The sequence below is a fragment of the Pseudomonas sp. LBUM1671 genome, assembly GCF_059695685.1.
This window is the reverse complement of the sequence record NZ_CP166782.1, coordinates 1829517-1844963: the sequence shown is the minus strand read 5'-3', so window position 1 is coordinate 1844963 and position 15447 is coordinate 1829517. Positions and strand designations below refer to the sequence as shown.

The window sequence follows — 15447 nt, the reverse complement described above, 5'->3', positions numbered from 1 at the left end:
GCGGGTATATACCCGCTTATGATCGGAAAAACCGGCATCACGCCAGTTCGTCCAGCAGTCGCAACAAGGTTTCGCGTTTCTCGGCACCCAGACGGTCGATCAACCGCTGCTGTGCCGCTTCCCACGCCGGCAAGGCCGCTGTCAGGCGATCAGCACCCGCCTGGGTCAGGCGGACGATGCGGTTACGCATGTCCTCGCCCTCGACCAGCGCCACCAGCCCCTCACCTTCCAGCACCCGAAGATTGCGCCCCAGGGTGCTACGGTCCAGGCCCATGGCTTCGGCCAGGGTGGAAATACTCGGTTCATTCAGACGCTGCAGATTGCACAGCAAAGAATACTGGGCGACGTTGATTCCGAAGCCATCGAGAGCGCCGTCATAATGCCTGCTGACGCCACGGGCGGCGCGTCGCAGGTTGGTGCATAAACATTGAGAGTCGAGCATGGTGCGTGTATATACCCGCGAGTGTGTTAAATCAAGTTACAGATGGGTTCAATCAGCGATATAGAAATGTCAGGCCGACCGCTATCGCGAGCAGGCTCGCTCCCACAGTAGATCTTCAGTGAATGTTGAATTCATGTACGACGCAATAAATGTGGGAGCGAGCCTGCTCGCGATGAGGCCGGTACATCCTGCCCACAAACCATCAGACCAACGCCAATCCTACCAGCACCACCATCTCCAACAACTCCAGCATCGCCCCGGCCGTATCGCCCGTCGTCCCGCCCAATCGCCGCAGCATCACCTGCCGCAACCAAACGAACATCCCGCCCGCCAGAACAAGCGCCCAGACACCGCTGAACCCTGCGATCAGCACACACGCCAACGCACTGACCGCCAACACTTGCTTACCCGCCGAGCGCGGCAAATGATCGGCCAGCGCCTGCCCCAACCCGCCGGCACGCACATACGGCGTGGTCAGAAACAACCCCAGCATCGCGCTACGACCCATCAGCGGAACGATGATCAGCAAAACAGTGTCCTGCTGCTCGATCAACGCCAGCAACGCGGCGAATTTGAGCAGCAACACCAGCACCAGCGCCACCACCGCAATCGGCCCGCTGCGTGGGTCTTTCATGATCGTCAGCGTGCGCTCGCGGTCGCCGAAACCACCGAGCCACGCGTCGGCGCTATCGGCCAGGCCGTCCAGGTGCAACGCGCCGCTGAGCAGCACCCAAACCGTCAGCAACAGCGCGGCGTGAAGCAACAACGGCGTGCCCAGTAACAGCCAGTTCAGCGCCCATAAAATGACGCCGAACAGCAGCCCGACCAGCGGATAAAACAACAGCGAACGTCCGAGTTCCTGAGGCGCCGGCATGCCGGGCAGACGAATCGGCAAACTGCTGAGAAATTGCAGGGCGATCCAGAAGGGCAACATGGTCAGATCGTTTCCTTGAGAATGGCGCCTGACTCGACGCTCAACGAAAACAGCGAGCCATGCCCGACCTCGACATTCAGCAACTGCTCCCGAGGCAAACCCCGGGCCTGCGCCAGCAACAAACGCATGACGCCGCCATGGCTGATCAGCAAAACCCGCTCGCCCGCATACGCCATGTGCAGACGCTCAACCGCCGTCAGCACCCGCGTCGAAAAATCTCCGACCAGCTCACCCAAGGGCGGCGTGAAGGAATAGGGGTCGGCCCAGAACAGCCCCAACCCTTGGGCGTCTGTTTCCATCAACGCCGCCGCGCTCTGCCCTTCCCAGGCACCAAAGTGCAGTTCTTGCAGATCTTTGTCGAGGTGCACGGGCAGTCCCAGCTGCGCACCGAGTTCATCAGCAAACCGCGCACAACGTTGCAACGGCGAACTGATCAACCGATCCCATGGCCCTTTCTCGACCACCGCTGCGCGCATCTGCTCCCAGCCCTTGGCGGTCAGCGCATCGTCGAGGCTGCCGCGCAGACCGCCGCCGAGTTCGGTTTCACCATGACGCAGAAGGTCCAGACGCAACGTCATGCCGGGCGGTCCGCCACTGCCGCTTCGGCGAAGGTTGCCATCTGCCCGTGAAGATCGCAGGCTAAACGCAGTAACGGCACAGCCAACGCAGCACCACTGCCCTCGCCCAGACGCAGGCCGAGATCCAGCAACGGCTCGGCGTTCAGTGTTTCCAGCACATGACGATGACCCGGCTCGGCGCCGCGATGGCCGAACAACAGCCATTCACGGCATTGCGGGTTCAAGCGCACTGCCACCAACGCGGCGACGCTGCAGATAAAGCCGTCCACCAGCACCGCAACACCCTCCTGGGCGCACGCCAGATACGCGCCAACCAGCGCCGCAATCTCAAACCCACCGAGGTTGAACAGCGTCTGCAACGCATCGCCGCGCTGAGCGCCATGCAATGCCAAGGCACGTTCGATGACCCGGGCTTTGTGGCTGACACCCGCAGCGTCCAGACCCGTACCCGGCCCAGCCAGATGCACCACCGGGCAATCGAGCAAGGCACAGGCCAGCGCGCTGGCCGCCGTGGTGTTGCCGATGCCCATCTCGCCGCCGATGAACAGCTGCGCACCGGCGGCGACCGCACGCTGCACGCTGTCGCGACCGGCCTGCAAAGCGAGTTCACCCTGGGCCTGCGTCATGGCCGGACCTTTGACGAAATTGGCGGTGCCCGCACCGATGTTGAGGTGACGCACGCCCGGCAGGTTCAACGACGGCGCTACCGTGCCGAGGTCGACCACTTCCAGAGAAGCCCCGAGCTGGCGCGCCAGCACGCTGATTGCCGCGCCGCCGCTGACGAAGTTGTGCAGCATCTGCCCGGTGACTTCCTGAGGGAACGCCGACACGCCTTCCGCCACCACGCCATGATCACCGGCAAAAATGGTAATCCATAGCTGATCGAGACTCGGTTTGACCTGCCCCTGCAGCCCCGCCAACTGCACGGCCACCGCTTCGAGTCGACCGAGGGAACCGGCGGGTTTGGTCAGTTGCTGTTGACGTGCCTGCGCCAGTTCGACGGTTTGCGAATCGACCGGCTTGCACGGGTTCAGCCACCAGGTTTGAGTCATAACGCAGTTCCTTTCAAAGTCAGGGGCAGGCCGGCGACGGTCAGGACGACACGTTGGCAGCGCTCGGCCAGGGCTTGATGCAGCCAACCGGCTTCATCGACATAGCGGCGAGTCAATTCGCCCAGCGGCACGACACCCATTCCGGTCTCGTTGCTGACAAAAATGATTTCACCCGGCAACGAGGCCAGGCAGTCCAGCAGGGCTTCGCGTTCGGCGTTGAGGCGTTCGGCGTCTTCGAGCATCAGCAGATTGGTCATCCACAGGGTCAGGCAATCCACCAGCAGGCAACGCTCGGCGCGGGCGCTTTCGCGCAATACGCGGGCGAGTTCGATCGGTTCTTCAATCAACGCCCATTCGGCCGGGCGACGGGCACGGTGATGGGCGACTCGCTCGTTCATTTCGCCGTCCAGCGGTTGGCTGGTGGCGATGTAGGTGACCTGAAGCTGGCTGTCTGTCGCGAGTTTTTCAGCGAGGCGGCTTTTGCCGGAGCGGGCGCCGCCAAGGATTAGTTGCAGCATGGTTCATTCCTTAAAATCATCGGTGAGGCGACTGGCCTCATCGCGGGCAAGCCCGCTCCCACAGTTTCTGTGGTGGACACCTATTTGTGAGCAGCCTCCATCCTTGTGGGAGCGGGCTTGCCCGCGATGAGGCCGGCACAGCCACCTCAAATCCCACAGAGTTCACGCAGCAGCGAGGTATCCAAATACTTCTCCACCAGATCCGCCAACCGCTCGATATCCCGCTCGCGCAACCCGTGGTAATCCACGTCCTGCACATCCTGCAAACCCGCCCAACGCAACAACGCACTGCATGCCGCCGGGGACTCGAACAGGCCATGCAAGTAGGTGCCGAAAATCTGCCCGTCAGCACTTTGCGCGCCATCGCAGCGACCATCGTCCAGCTGCACCGCGGCGTTTTCCAGTGCCGGCCCAGTGGTGACGCCGGCATGGATTTCGTAGCCGCTGACTTCAGCATTTTCCAGCGCCAGACGACCACGCACATTGCGCAATTGCTTCTCTTCTTCGAGCTGCGTTTCGAACGCCAGCAAACCCAGGCCGGTACTGGAACCCGGCGCACCTTCGAGGCCCAGCGGGTCGTGCACCTGCTCACCGAGCATTTGCAGACCGCCACAAATCCCCAGCACTTTGCCGCCATAACGCAGGTGACGATTGACGGCCGTGTCCCAGCCACTAGCCCGCAAATACGCAAGGTCACTGCGCACACTTTTCGAGCCGGGAAGAATGATCAGGTCGGCCGCAGGAATCGCCTGGCCGGGGCCGATGAATTGCAGGTCCACTTGCGGATGCAGGCGCAGCGGATCGAAGTCGGTGTGGTTACTGATGCGCGGCAGCACCGGTACGACCACTTTCAGCACGCGCTCAGCCTTGTCGGTCTGGCGCTGATCGATGCCGTCCTCGGCTTCCAGGTGCAAATCCATCACATACGGCAGCACGCCGATTACCGGTTTGCCGGTGCGTGCTTCCAGCCAGTCGAGGCCGGGTTGCAGTAAGGCGATGTCACCGCGAAAACGGTTGATGATGAAGCCTTTGACCCGCGCCTGTTCGGTCGGCGACAGCAGTTCCAGCGTGCCCACCAGATGCGCAAAAACCCCGCCACGATTGATGTCGGCAATTAACACCACCGGGCAATCCACCGCTTCGGCAAAGCCCATGTTGGCGATGTCGCCGGCACGCAGATTGATCTCGGCCGGCGAACCCGCGCCTTCGACCATTACCACCGGATACGCCGCGCTCAATCGCTCATGGGAGGCCAGCACCGCTTGCATGGCGATGGTTTTGTAGTCGTGATAGGCGACCGCGTTCATCGTCGTCACCGCGCGACCATGGATGATCACTTGGGCGCCGGTGTCGCTGTTGGGTTTGAGCAGCACCGGGTTCATGTCGGTGTGCGGTTCAAGGTTGGCCGCCTGGGCCTGCACCGCCTGGGCGCGACCGATCTCGCCACCGTCGGCGGTCACGGCACTGTTGAGCGCCATGTTTTGCGGCTTGAACGGCACGACGCGCACACCCTGACGCGTGACCCAGCGACACAGCGCCGTCACCAGGGTGCTTTTACCGGCGTCGGAGGTGGTGCCTTGCACCATTAACGTGGACATTGTGTTTCCTTGGCGAAGGCCTGAAGTGCTTGTTCGAGACGCAGCCAATCGGCCTCCTCGGCAGGCAAGCCGAAACGCACGCTGCTGTTGTGGGTGAACAGCCGCAGCAAAATGCCGCGCCGCGCCATGAACTCGTGAAGCGCTTCAGCATGCTCGGTGATCAGCCATTGAAACAACGCGCAGCCACCCTGCGCCTGCAAACCATACTGCCCGAGCAAAAATGCCAGACGCTCGCTGGCCGCTTCGCTGCGCACCCGCTGCCTTGCATGGCCTTCAGTGTCCAGCAAACAGGCTTGGCCCAACACGCGTGTCGGCCCGCTGACCGCCCACGGCCCCACCTGCTCGGCGAGCAATTTGAGCAGCTTGCGCTCAGCGAGGACAAAACCCAGCCGCACACCGGCCAGGCCAAAAAACTTGCCGAAGGAACGCAGCACGATCAAGCCGACCAGATGAGCAAACGGCGCCAGACTCAGCGTCGGTGTGTTGTCCATGAACGCTTCGTCCACCACCAGCCAGCCACCGCGCGACGCCAGCCGGGCATGCCAGTCGAGCAGACGGCTCGGAGTCAGGCTCAAGCCCGTCGGGTTGTTGGGGTTGACCACCACCAGCACGTCGAGGCTGTCAATATAGAAGTCGACTTCCTGCTCCAGCACTTCGCGCACGATGTAGCCGTTACGCCGCCAGGCTTGCGCGTGCTCGGCGTAACACGGCGACAGCACGCCGACCTTGCCGGCCCGACGCAAACGCGGCAGCAACTGAATAGCCATTTGCGAGCCGGCAACCGGCAGCACCTGGGCGGCGCCGTAATAATCGCAGGCCGCCTGCTCCAGACCGTCATCGGTTTCCGGCAAGCGCGCCCAGGCCCGCAGTGGAATCTCCGGAACCGGAAATGGCCACGGCGCGAGCCCGCTCGACAGGTCCAGCCAATCGGCTTCGGCAATGCCGTACTCGAGCGCCGCCTTGCGCAACCGGCCACCGTGCTCAAGCATAGAATTCAGCTCCCACGCAGAGAATCAGCAGCCATAACCATACCCCGCGCTGGACCAATTGCCAGCCACGGTCGATGGAGTCGGCATCCGCCGGCATGCCTTCGCCCAGTTGCGGACGCTGATGCAGTTCACCGTGATAGATCGCCGCCCCGCCCAACTCGACGCCGAGCGCACCAGCACCGGCCGCCATCACCGGCCCGGCGTTCGGGCTGTCCCAGGTCGGGCCCTGGGTGCGCCAGCATTTCAACGCCCGTCGGGTTTTGCCCAGCAGTGCGTAGGTCAACGCCACCAAGCGCGCAGGAATGTAGTTGAGGACGTCGTCGATTTTCGCCGCCGCCCAGCCGAAACGCTCGAAGCGCTCGTTGCGATAACCCCACATCGCATCAAGGGTGTTGCTCAAGCGATAGAGCACCACGCCAGGCGCGCCGGCCACGGCAAACCAGAACAGCGCGGCGAACACCGCATCGCTGCCGTTCTCCAAGACTGATTCGGTGGCGGCGCGGGCGACTTCGGTTTTGTCCAGTTCGCTGGTCTGACGGCTGACCAGATAGCCCACGCGTATGCGCGCCTCAATCAGATCATCACTGCGCAAGGCCTTGGCCACTGGCTCGACATGCTCACCTAGGCTGCGCATGCCGAGGGCGCAATAGAGCGCGAGAATCTCGACAATCCAGCCGACATAGGGCGCCCAGGAAAACGCCGTGGCCAGCAAGGTCAGCGGCAACACTGCAATCACCCAAGCGGTGACGCCATGACTACGCCAGCCACGACCTTCACCGTTGAAACGTTGCTCGATGCGGTCGGCAAAACGGCCGAACGCCACCAGCGGATGCCAGCGTTTGGGTTCACCCAGCAGCGCGTCCAGCGCAACCGCGGCGACACTCAATAACGCCACACTCATTGACTCACTCCCCAATAATTTTCATACAGCAACTCACTGAGCGGACGCACCTGCGCCCACCCTTCGAGTACCAGCATCGGCGCCGGATAGAATTCCTTGACCGGACCGAGACAAAGAACCGCCAACGGCTTGGCCCCGGGCGGCAGACCCAGCAAGTCCGCCAGCGCTTGTGGCTCGAACAGCGACACCCAGCCCATGCCCAGACCTTCGGCGCGGGAGGCCAGCCACAGGTTCTGGATCGCGCAGGACAACGAGGCCATGTCCATTTCCGGCAAGGTGCGACGACCGAAGATATGGCGCTCGCGATCGTCCATCAGCGCGGCGACCAGCACCTCGGCGCAGTCGTTAATGCCTTCGACCTTGAGCGTCATGAATTCATCAGTGCGCTCGCCGAGGGCTTCGGCGGTACGGATGCGTTCTTCTTCCACCAGTTGCTGGATCTTGCCGCGCAGGGCCCGGTCGCTGATGCGGATGAACCGCCAGGGCTGCATCAGGCCGACGCTGGGGGCCTGGTGGGCGGCTTCGAGTAGGCGCCGTAACAACTCGGGCTCGACGGTGCCGCCGCTGAAGTGGCGCATGTCGCGGCGCTCAGCGATTGCCCGATAGACCGCTTCGCGTTCGGCTTCGGAGAATGCGTTGTCGGTCATGGCCTCTTCGCGAGCAGGCTCGCTCCTACAGTGGAACGAGTTTCTTCAGGCAACACATCTTCAACTGTGGGAGCGAGCCTGCTCGCGAAGGCGTCCTTAAGGTCGGGAAGAAAGAGTGCAGCGATCGCGTTCGGATTGGACGGGAAATAGAAGTGCACGTAGGAAGCTGTCATTCGCCCTTCACGATAAACCGCCTCCGCCCCTCGCCCGCCATTCGGGCTCAGCCCACGAGCAATCGGCTCAAGCTCGGTGCTGGTCAGCGAATGGTGATAGGTGTGCCCGCGCAGCGAACCTTCCGGCAACTCAACCGCTTGCAACGCCAGCGCGGCCAGACGCTTTTGCATCACCGCATCACCTTTGAGCAAGCCGACCAGCTCGGCGCGAGTGCCTTCGACATCGGTCAAGGAGTCGAGCAGGTACAACATCCCTCCACACTCGGCCAACAACGGTTTGCCGGCAGCATGATGGGCGCGGATCGCATTGAGCATCGAGGTGTTTTGTGACAGCGCCACATGGTGCAGTTCCGGATAGCCGCCCGGCAGATAAAGGCTGTCCGCCTCTGGCAAATCAGCATCGCGGATCGGCGAGAAGAACGACAATTCAGCGCCCATGGCCCGCAGCAAATCCAGGCTCGCGCCGTAGGTGAAGGCGAACGCTTCATCACGGGCCACGGCGATTCGCACGCCTTTAAGCAAAGGCTCGGCGGCGATCACATCGGGCCCGGCGAATTCCACGGCGGGCGGCAGCGCCACATCGCAACTGCTGGCCAGCGATTCGGCCGCCGCATCGAGGCGCAGGTCGAGATCGTTCAACTCACTGGCCTGGACCAGACCGAGATGCCGACTCGGCAGTTCGATCCCGGTCTCCCGCGACAAGGCGCCGTACCAGCGCAAGCCTTCCGTCAGGCTGCCTTCGAGCAATTGCGCATGACGCAGCGTGCCCACGCGGTTGGCCAACACACCGGCAAACGGCAAGTCCGGCTGATATTTCGCCAACCCCAGCGCCAGCGCACCAAAGGTCTGCGCCATGGCCGTGCCGTCGATCACGCCGAGCACCGGCACACCGAAGTGCCGCGCCAGATCAGCGCTGGACGGCGTACCGTCGAACAGGCCCATGACGCCTTCGATGAGGATCAGGTCGGCCTCCCCGGCCGCTTCCCACAAGAGTCGACGGCTTTCCTGCTCGCCGACCATCCACATGTCCAGTTGATACACCGGCGCACCGCTGGCGCGCTCGAGAATCATCGGGTCGAGAAAGTCCGGGCCGCATTTGAACACGCGCACCTTGCGGCCCTGATTGCGATGCAAACGGGCCAGCGCGGCGGTGACGGTGGTCTTGCCCTGACCGGAGGCCGGCGCGGCAATCAATACCGCCGGGCAATGACGGGGTTGATTCACAGCTCGACGCCTTTTTGCGCTTTGATCCCGGCCTGGAACGCGTGCTTGATCACACCCATTTCGGTGACCGTGTCGGCCAGTTCGATCATTTCCGGCTTGGCGCCGCGACCGGTGACCACCACGTGTTGCATCGGCGGACGTGCCTGCAAATCACTGAGTACCTGATCCAGATCGAGGTAGCCGTGCTTCAGGGCAATGTTCAACTCATCCAGCACCACCAGACCGATCGACGGGTCACGCAACAGTTCCTGGGACACCGCCCACGCGGCCTCGGCGGCGGCGATGTCGCGCTGACGGTCCTGGGTTTCCCAGGTGAAGCCCTCGCCCATCACATGAAAACGCACCTGCTCCGGGAAGCGGCGGAAGAACAGTTCTTCGCCGGTGCTGTTGCGGCCCTTGATGAACTGCACCACGCCGCACTGCATGCCGTGGCCCATGGAGCGGGCGAGCATGCCGAAGGCCGAGCTGCTTTTGCCTTTGCCATTGCCGGTCAGCACCAGCAGCAGGCCACACTCGTTCGGCGAGTTGGCGATGCGTTCGTCGATCACGGCTTTTTTGCGCTGCATGCGCGCAAGGTGGCGTTCGTCACGATCAGGGGAATCAGTCATGGGGGAGCTCTCCGTTGAGGCTGGATAACGGCGGGCAGGCACAAGAATAGACGGCAAGAAGCCTGGCATCGCCCACCGTGATGCCGTTGGATGAATCAGGCCGGTCTCCGGGCTCATGAGCGGCTTGCGCCGGACTGCGCGCCTTCCCATGTCAGTCGACACAGTGGCTCAAGACGCAGTGTTCACTCATTTACCGTTGCGGGGGCAGCGCCGGGATCGTGACGTTTCGTCGCGTGAAGATAGTCACTCACCGGCTTCCCTGTTTCACTCTGTCGGCTTCGCCACAGAGCACCTGAAACAAGCGCGAAGGTTAGAGGGTTGGGGGTGGAGCGTCAATTGAAGACAAAGCCAGGGCGAGCGATATACTGCCGCCGGTCAATTTACTGACACCCCAACTTGCACCACACTGTCAGCAGTGATATCAAAGCGCCACAACCCAACAACACAATTACAAGGGTGAGCACATGCAAGGCATGATCATCAGCAATCCGAAGCTGGAATTCCTGCGACCGGTGCTGGAACGCTGGTTTGACTGTATCGACCGCTACAATGCGGTGCGCGGCGATAACGACACGCCTTATTGGTACGACGAAAAAGCCAACCTTGGCTTGCTCTCCGCCGCGGCCTGGATGGCGGAAATGGTCACGTTGCAACAAACGCCGACCCGTAAACAGAACGAAGAAGGCGAACGCAACAGCCGCGCCGATCTGTTTATCGCAACCACCGAAGAACGCGCCTACCTGCAGGCCACGCAACGCTGGCCGAAGGTCAATAGCCTGAACCTGACCCAGGCATTGCAGGACATCACCAGCGACGCCAAACGCATCAGCTACGCCAGCGACCTGAAACTCGGCTGCCTGTTCGTTGCGCCACAAAAGGCCCAGCAGAGCGCGACGCCGGAAGAACTCCAGGACATGGTCGACGACCTGCAAAAGGAACACAGCTGCGCCGTGGCCTGGTATTTCCCGTACGCCTATCGCAAGTTGCGCAACGAAGCCGGCAACTATCACCCTGGCATCGCCGTCCTGTTCAAGGAAGCCCGCGGCTGACCGGTTGAACCATCGCGCATCTAAGCTTCTCTATGATTAAGTCAATGCATTCATAGGGAAGTCCAGCATGCGCAAGCCCCAGCTCGTTCTTGTCATCGCGCTCGCCGGAGGGCTCGCCGCTTGTGGTGAAACCTCCAGCCTGCAAGTCTCCGACGGCACCGGCCCGTCACCTAAGCTGCCCGAACCGAACAAGACCCTGATCCCGACGGTGAATATCGCCCCGGCGATTGGCTGGCCGGAGGGTACGAAACCCACCGCTGCAGCTGGCACTCAGGTGGCGGCCTTTGCCGAAGGGCTCGATCACCCGCGCTGGCTCTACGTGCTGCCCAACGGCGATGTGCTGGTGGCTGAAACCAACGCGCCACCGAAACCCGATGACGGCAAAGGCATTCGCGGCTGGGTCATGGGCAAAGTCATGGGCCGCGCTGGTGCCGGCGTCCCCAGCCCGAACCGCATCACGCTGCTGCGGGACAAGGACCACGACGGCATCGCCGAAACCCGCACGGTGTTCCTGGAAAACCTCAATTCCCCTTTCGGCATGACCTTGGTTGGCAATGACCTGTACGTCGCCGACACCGATCGTTTGTTGCGTTTTCACTATGAAAATGGCGATACCGCGATCAAATCGCAGCCGATCAAGGTGGTCGATCTGCCGGGCGGCACGCTGAATCATCACTGGACCAAAAACGTCATCGCCAGCAAGGACGGGAGCAAGCTGTACGTCACGGTCGGCTCCAACAGCAACGTTGGCGAAAATGGTCTGGATCAGGAGGAAGGTCGGGCGGCGATCTGGGAAGTGGATCGCGCCACCGGCAACCACCGGATCTTCGCCTCGGGGATTCGCAATCCAAACGGCCTTGCGTGGGAACCGCAGACCGGCGCGCTGTGGACGGCAGTCAACGAGCGTGACGAGATCGGCAGCGATCTGGTACCGGACTACATCACGTCAGTGAAGGACGGCGGATTCTACGGCTGGCCCTTCAGCTATTACGGCCAGCACGTCGACATTCGCGTCGAGCCGCAAAACCCGGACCTGGTGGCCAAGGCCATTGCCCCGGACTACGCGGTGGGCCCGCATACCGCGTCGCTGGGCCTGTCGTTTGCCGAGGGCAACACACTTCCAGCGCAGTTCAAGGAAGGCGCCTTCATCGGCCAGCACGGGTCATGGAACCGCAAACCGCACAGTGGTTATAAAGTGATTTTCGTCCCATTCAGCGCAGGCAAGCCGACCGGGCAACCGGTGGATGTGCTGACTGGTTTCCTCAATAAGGATGAGAAGGCTATGGGCCGGCCGGTGGGAGTGGTGATTGATCAGCAGGGAGGTTTGCTGGTGGCCGATGATGTCGGGAACAAGGTGTGGCGGGTTTCGACCGCTAAATAGGTCTCAACTGCCAACATCTAACCAATATGAGAGCGGGCTTGCTCGCGAAGACGGCATTACATTCAACATCAATGTCGACTGTTATGACGTCTTCGCGAGCAAGCCCGCTCCCACATTAGATCGGTTCAGCGCCTACCTTTTGCGGCACAGCGTTAAACCATCCCCCAACGGCAACAACGACAGATCCACCCGCGTGTCATCCTTCAAGGCGCGATTGAGCGCCTGGATGGCGCGGGTATCTGCACTCTCGGGACTCTGCTCAAGCACCCGCCCGCTCCACAGCGTGTTATCGAACACTGCTAGCCCGCCAACGCGCAGTAAACGCAGCGCATGCTCCAGATAGCCCGGATAGTTAGCTTTATCGGCATCGATGAAGATCAGATCGAATTGCCCCGGCTGATTCAGCTGAGCCAAGGTTGCCAGCGCAGGCGCCAGGCGCAGATCAATACGATGGGCGAGCCCCGCCTCCTGCCAGTAACGGCGTGCGATAGCGTTGTAGTCGCCGGGGATATCACAGCAGATCAGCGAGCCGTCCTCCGATAACGCTGAAGCCATGCACAAGGCGCTGTAACCGGTGAACGTGCCGACTTCCAGCAAGCGCTTCGCGCCGATGAGCTTGACCAGTAGCGCGAGGAACTGCCCCTGCTCCGGTGCCACCTGCCAGCGCGCCATCGGCAGCGCCTGGGTTTCGTCGCGCAAGCGCTTGAGCAGCGGCGTTTCCCTCAGGGAAACGTCGAGCAGGTATTGGTACAGGGAATCGTCGAGATTGAGCGTGCGAGCGGTCATGACAACCTCTTCGGACAGAATGCTACGGGTTGCGCGCCAAGTGCTCAGGCTGCAGAACGCGCTTGGCGCTCAGATACGCTTTCTGCCAGTAAGCCTTGGACAGACTGTCGAGCTTGACCGTGCCGCCAGTGGCCGGCGCATGAACGAAGCGGCCTTCGCCGACGTAGATCCCGGCATGACTGACCTGGGAGCCGCCATTGGTGGCAAAGAAGATCAAGTCACCGGTTTGCAGCCCTTCCTTGCCGACGCTGGCCGCCTGCATGCTGATCATCTCGCGAGTGGTACGCGGCAGGGAAATACCGGTGACGTCACGGTAGACGTAACCGATCAGGCCGCTGCAATCGAAGCCCGAATCCGGCGTGTTGCCACCCCAACGATACGGCGTACCCACCAGGCCAAGCGCGCGGAACAGCACGTCTTCCGCCTCGGGGGAAAAGGGTTGCGGGTTGCCAAAAACAATGGGGGCGCGAATCACCGGCGCGGGTGGCGGCGTGCGACTGGCGCAGGCGCTGAGCAGGGCTGCGAAGAGCATGATGGTGAGGCGGGCCGACATCGTCATAAGCAGAACATCCTGATCTGGCTGCGGCTTTTCCTGCCGAAAAGGCAGAAAAGAAAACCGCCTGCGCAGGACGCAGGCGGTTTGCCATCAATAATAGATCTGGATTCTAGCGGCTATCGGCCAAACTTCAAGTAAGACTTTAAGTTCGCCTTACAAACTGTCCGCCTACTTCGTTGCGAAGAGGCGTTTTGTCGCCACCAGAGGTGGCGACAGGCTGAAGATTTACTTGCGCGCGGTGACCACAGTCGGCGCCATTGCGAGTGCACGTTTGGCTTCGATGAAGGTCTTGCTCCAGTAGCTGTCGCCCAGGCTATCGACCCGGACACCACCGCTTTTGCGGCTGCTGGAGTGAATGAACTGGTTGTCGCCCAGGTAGATCCCGGCGTGACTGACACGACCGCGACGACCATTGGTGGCGAAGAACAGCAGATCGCCCGGCTTCAGCGCGCTGCGAGCCACCAGCGGAGCGTCCACGTTGATCATTTCGCGAGTGGAGCGCGGCAGGTTCATGCCGGCCTCTTCACGAAACAGATAACCGATGAAACCGCTGCAATCAAAGCCAGCCTCAGAGGTGCCGCCGAAACGGTAACGGGTACCGATCAGGGACATGCCGCGTTCGAGGATGCTGTCGGCCAGAACCGGAAGCTGGTACGACTTGCCGTCGGCGAAGTTGGCCAGTTCTTTATCGGTGGCCACGCCGTCTTGATAAAGAGCTTCCTGGAAAAGAACGGAAGACTGTGCAGTAACTGAATTCTTGACCTGCTGTTGTTGCTCTTGCTGGACCACTGGGGAGTGGGCAGCGCAACCGAACAACAGGGTGACGAGTGCGAGAGGCACGAGGGGTGCGAAGCGCTTTAGCATGGGCACGACCGTGGCTGATAGTGGGTAAAGAAGCCGCGACTATGCCCGCTATCATCCTCATTTGCAAATTCAATCGAACTTTATGTGACTTCCTGGTTTCGCGATTACATCTAAGCGCTTAAGCCCGTTCTAAACGCCTGCGCTGCCTGCGACTTGTAGGAAAGCGGATTTTCTGGCGCCTGAAACATGCCAAAACCCCCGCCAGGCTTGAGTTTCACCAGGCTTTTTTTTACCAGCCCAGCGTTTCTTTAAGGAAGGGAATCGTCAGCTTGCGCTGAGCTTGAAGGGAGGCCTGATCGAGTCGCTCAAGCAATTCGAAAAGCGCGCTCATGCTGCGGGTACCGCGAGTCAAAATGAAATGCCCGACTTCATCGGTCAGGTGCAGGCCGCGACGGGAAGCACGCAACTGCAGCGCGCGCAGTTTGTCTTCGTCGGAGAGTGGACGCATCTGGAAGATCAGTGCCAGGGTCAGGCGCGATTTCAGGTCAGCCAGTTTCACCGGCAGTTCGCGCGGCGAGGTCGATGCCGCAATCAGCAGACGCCGACCGCTGTCGCGCAGACGATTGAACAGATGGAACAGCGCCTCTTCCCAATCCGCCCGGCCGGCGACCGCCTGCAGATCATCGAGGCAGACCAGTTCGTATTGTTCGAGGTTGTCGAGAATCGAGATGCCGCGATCCAGCAGCTCGGCCAGCGGCAGATACACCGCAGGCTCCCCCAGTTGCTCAAAGCGCAGGCAGGCCGCCTGCAACAAGTGCGTACGCCCTACCCCGTCCTTGCCCCAGAGATAAATCAGGCTTTCGGTCCAGCCGGCGTCGGCTTCGCATAGCCGCTCGACATAGCCGAGTGCAGCGGCATTGGCGCCTGGGTAGTAATTGATAAAGGTAGCGTCATCACGCAGACGCACACCTAGGGGCAGCTGAATCGGTTTCATGCTGACTGAACAGTTCCAAAGGAACCGTTAGTGGCCTCTGTGTAAAGTTTGCGAAGTTTATACCCGTGAGGCGGGTCGCACAATGCGACAGACCACAAGCAAAATCAAAGGTTTGCGTTAACGCCCTGGTTTCATGACAGTTTCTTTGGCGGCGCATGTGACAGCAGCGCGAGGGATACGGGCCTGCCTGGCATGACACCAGGCCGCCCGCCA

17 protein-coding genes and 1 riboswitch are annotated in these 15447 nt (G+C 61.5%); of the genes, 2 read left to right on the top strand and 15 right to left on the bottom strand.

Features of this window, described 5'->3' with window-relative positions:
* Positions 1–37: 37 nt before the first annotated feature.
* The 11 genes from ACA060_RS08355 to cobO form a co-directional block, all read right to left on the bottom strand.
* Positions 38–442, bottom strand: coding sequence for a MarR family winged helix-turn-helix transcriptional regulator (locus tag ACA060_RS08355; RefSeq protein ID WP_109628667.1), 405 nt, complete (start codon positions 440–442; stop codon positions 38–40).
* 202 nt (positions 443–644) lie between these two features.
* Positions 645–1376, bottom strand: coding sequence for an adenosylcobinamide-GDP ribazoletransferase (locus tag ACA060_RS08350; RefSeq protein ID WP_497316561.1), 732 nt, complete (start codon positions 1374–1376; stop codon positions 645–647).
* Between the two features lie 2 nt (positions 1377–1378).
* Positions 1379–1954: an alpha-ribazole phosphatase family protein gene (gene cobC / locus ACA060_RS08345; protein WP_497316559.1), complete on the bottom strand. Its 576-nt coding sequence runs from the start codon at positions 1952–1954 to the stop codon at positions 1379–1381.
* Complete coding sequence (gene cobT / locus ACA060_RS08340; protein WP_497316557.1) at positions 1951–3006, bottom strand: nicotinate-nucleotide--dimethylbenzimidazole phosphoribosyltransferase; 1056 nt, start codon at positions 3004–3006, stop codon at positions 1951–1953. The genes cobC and cobT overlap by 4 nt, the downstream gene beginning before the upstream one ends.
* On the bottom strand, positions 3003–3524 hold the full coding sequence (cobU, locus tag ACA060_RS08335; protein WP_497316555.1) for a bifunctional adenosylcobinamide kinase/adenosylcobinamide-phosphate guanylyltransferase: 522 nt from the start codon (positions 3522–3524) through the stop codon (positions 3003–3005). Before cobU ends, cobT begins: the two co-directional genes overlap by 4 nt.
* A gap of 146 nt (positions 3525–3670) precedes the next feature.
* Complete coding sequence (locus tag ACA060_RS08330; RefSeq protein ID WP_497316553.1) at positions 3671–5122, bottom strand: cobyric acid synthase; 1452 nt, start codon at positions 5120–5122, stop codon at positions 3671–3673.
* Positions 5110–6111 (bottom strand): threonine-phosphate decarboxylase CobD, encoded by a 1002-nt coding sequence (cobD, locus tag ACA060_RS08325; protein WP_497316552.1) that lies wholly within the window; start codon positions 6109–6111, stop codon positions 5110–5112. The genes ACA060_RS08330 and cobD overlap by 13 nt, the downstream gene beginning before the upstream one ends.
* The gene (gene cbiB, locus ACA060_RS08320; RefSeq protein WP_497316550.1) at positions 6104–7012 is read right to left on the bottom strand and encodes an adenosylcobinamide-phosphate synthase CbiB; all 909 of its coding nucleotides are present in this window, start codon (positions 7010–7012) and stop codon (positions 6104–6106) included. The genes cobD and cbiB overlap by 8 nt, the downstream gene beginning before the upstream one ends.
* Complete coding sequence (gene bluB / locus ACA060_RS08315; RefSeq protein WP_497316548.1) at positions 7009–7659, bottom strand: 5,6-dimethylbenzimidazole synthase; 651 nt, start codon at positions 7657–7659, stop codon at positions 7009–7011. Before bluB ends, cbiB begins: the two co-directional genes overlap by 4 nt.
* Entirely contained in the window at positions 7656–9056 is a 1401-nt protein-coding gene (locus tag ACA060_RS08310) for a cobyrinic acid a,c-diamide synthase CobB (RefSeq protein ID WP_497316546.1), read from the bottom strand. The genes bluB and ACA060_RS08310 overlap by 4 nt, the downstream gene beginning before the upstream one ends.
* Positions 9053–9664 (bottom strand): cob(I)yrinic acid a,c-diamide adenosyltransferase, encoded by a 612-nt coding sequence (cobO, locus tag ACA060_RS08305; RefSeq protein WP_010456792.1) that lies wholly within the window; start codon positions 9662–9664, stop codon positions 9053–9055. Before cobO ends, ACA060_RS08310 begins: the two co-directional genes overlap by 4 nt.
* Positions 9665–9745: 81 nt before the next feature.
* Positions 9746–9975, bottom strand: a riboswitch (cobalamin riboswitch).
* A 153-nt stretch (positions 9976–10128) separates the two neighbouring features.
* On the opposite strand from cobO, the gene ACA060_RS08300 reads away from it, so the two are divergent.
* Positions 10129–10713, top strand: a complete 585-nt coding sequence (locus ACA060_RS08300; protein ID WP_497316544.1) for a hypothetical protein — start codon at positions 10129–10131, stop codon at positions 10711–10713.
* 67 nt (positions 10714–10780) lie between these two features.
* Positions 10781–12094, top strand: coding sequence for a PQQ-dependent sugar dehydrogenase (locus tag ACA060_RS08295; RefSeq protein WP_497316543.1), 1314 nt, complete (start codon positions 10781–10783; stop codon positions 12092–12094).
* A gap of 132 nt (positions 12095–12226) precedes the next feature.
* Here the strand turns inward: ACA060_RS08295 and ACA060_RS08290 are convergent, their stop codons facing one another.
* The 4 genes from ACA060_RS08290 to hda form a co-directional block, all read right to left on the bottom strand.
* Positions 12227–12880 (bottom strand): class I SAM-dependent methyltransferase, encoded by a 654-nt coding sequence (locus ACA060_RS08290; protein WP_497316541.1) that lies wholly within the window; start codon positions 12878–12880, stop codon positions 12227–12229.
* A gap of 22 nt (positions 12881–12902) precedes the next feature.
* Positions 12903–13439: a C40 family peptidase gene (locus ACA060_RS08285; protein ID WP_497316539.1), complete on the bottom strand. Its 537-nt coding sequence runs from the start codon at positions 13437–13439 to the stop codon at positions 12903–12905.
* Positions 13440–13661: 222 nt separating this feature from the next.
* On the bottom strand, positions 13662–14300 hold the full coding sequence (locus ACA060_RS08280) for a C40 family peptidase (protein WP_497316537.1): 639 nt from the start codon (positions 14298–14300) through the stop codon (positions 13662–13664).
* A 229-nt stretch (positions 14301–14529) separates the two neighbouring features.
* Positions 14530–15234, bottom strand: a complete 705-nt coding sequence (hda, locus tag ACA060_RS08275) for a DnaA regulatory inactivator Hda (protein WP_010456804.1) — start codon at positions 15232–15234, stop codon at positions 14530–14532.
* Between the last annotated feature and the right edge of the window lie 213 nt (positions 15235–15447).

What these genes read in the sequence shown, in the direction of transcription:
- ACA060_RS08355 (WP_109628667.1), bottom strand. Translation starts at nt 442, where the DNA reads ATGCTCGACTCTCAATGTTTATGCACCAACCTGCGACGCGCCGCCCGT.
- ACA060_RS08350 (WP_497316561.1), bottom strand. Translation starts at nt 1,376, where the DNA reads ATGTTGCCCTTCTGGATCGCCCTGCAATTTCTCAGCAGTTTGCCGATT.
- cobC (WP_497316559.1), bottom strand. Translation starts at nt 1,954, where the DNA reads ATGACGTTGCGTCTGGACCTTCTGCGTCATGGTGAAACCGAACTCGGC.
- cobT (WP_497316557.1), bottom strand. Translation starts at nt 3,006, where the DNA reads ATGACTCAAACCTGGTGGCTGAACCCGTGCAAGCCGGTCGATTCGCAA.
- cobU (WP_497316555.1), bottom strand. Translation starts at nt 3,524, where the DNA reads ATGCTGCAACTAATCCTTGGCGGCGCCCGCTCCGGCAAAAGCCGCCTC.
- ACA060_RS08330 (WP_497316553.1), bottom strand. Translation starts at nt 5,122, where the DNA reads ATGTCCACGTTAATGGTGCAAGGCACCACCTCCGACGCCGGTAAAAGC.
- cobD (WP_497316552.1), bottom strand. Translation starts at nt 6,111, where the DNA reads ATGCTTGAGCACGGTGGCCGGTTGCGCAAGGCGGCGCTCGAGTACGGC.
- cbiB (WP_497316550.1), bottom strand. Translation starts at nt 7,012, where the DNA reads ATGAGTGTGGCGTTATTGAGTGTCGCCGCGGTTGCGCTGGACGCGCTG.
- bluB (WP_497316548.1), bottom strand. Translation starts at nt 7,659, where the DNA reads ATGACCGACAACGCATTCTCCGAAGCCGAACGCGAAGCGGTCTATCGG.
- cobO (WP_010456792.1), bottom strand. Translation starts at nt 9,664, where the DNA reads ATGACTGATTCCCCTGATCGTGACGAACGCCACCTTGCGCGCATGCAG.
- ACA060_RS08300 (WP_497316544.1), top strand. Translation starts at nt 10,129, where the DNA reads ATGCAAGGCATGATCATCAGCAATCCGAAGCTGGAATTCCTGCGACCG.
- ACA060_RS08295 (WP_497316543.1), top strand. Translation starts at nt 10,781, where the DNA reads ATGCGCAAGCCCCAGCTCGTTCTTGTCATCGCGCTCGCCGGAGGGCTC.
- ACA060_RS08290 (WP_497316541.1), bottom strand. Translation starts at nt 12,880, where the DNA reads ATGACCGCTCGCACGCTCAATCTCGACGATTCCCTGTACCAATACCTG.
- ACA060_RS08285 (WP_497316539.1), bottom strand. Translation starts at nt 13,439, where the DNA reads ATGACGATGTCGGCCCGCCTCACCATCATGCTCTTCGCAGCCCTGCTC.
- ACA060_RS08280 (WP_497316537.1), bottom strand. Translation starts at nt 14,300, where the DNA reads ATGCTAAAGCGCTTCGCACCCCTCGTGCCTCTCGCACTCGTCACCCTG.
- hda (WP_010456804.1), bottom strand. Translation starts at nt 15,234, where the DNA reads ATGAAACCGATTCAGCTGCCCCTAGGTGTGCGTCTGCGTGATGACGCT.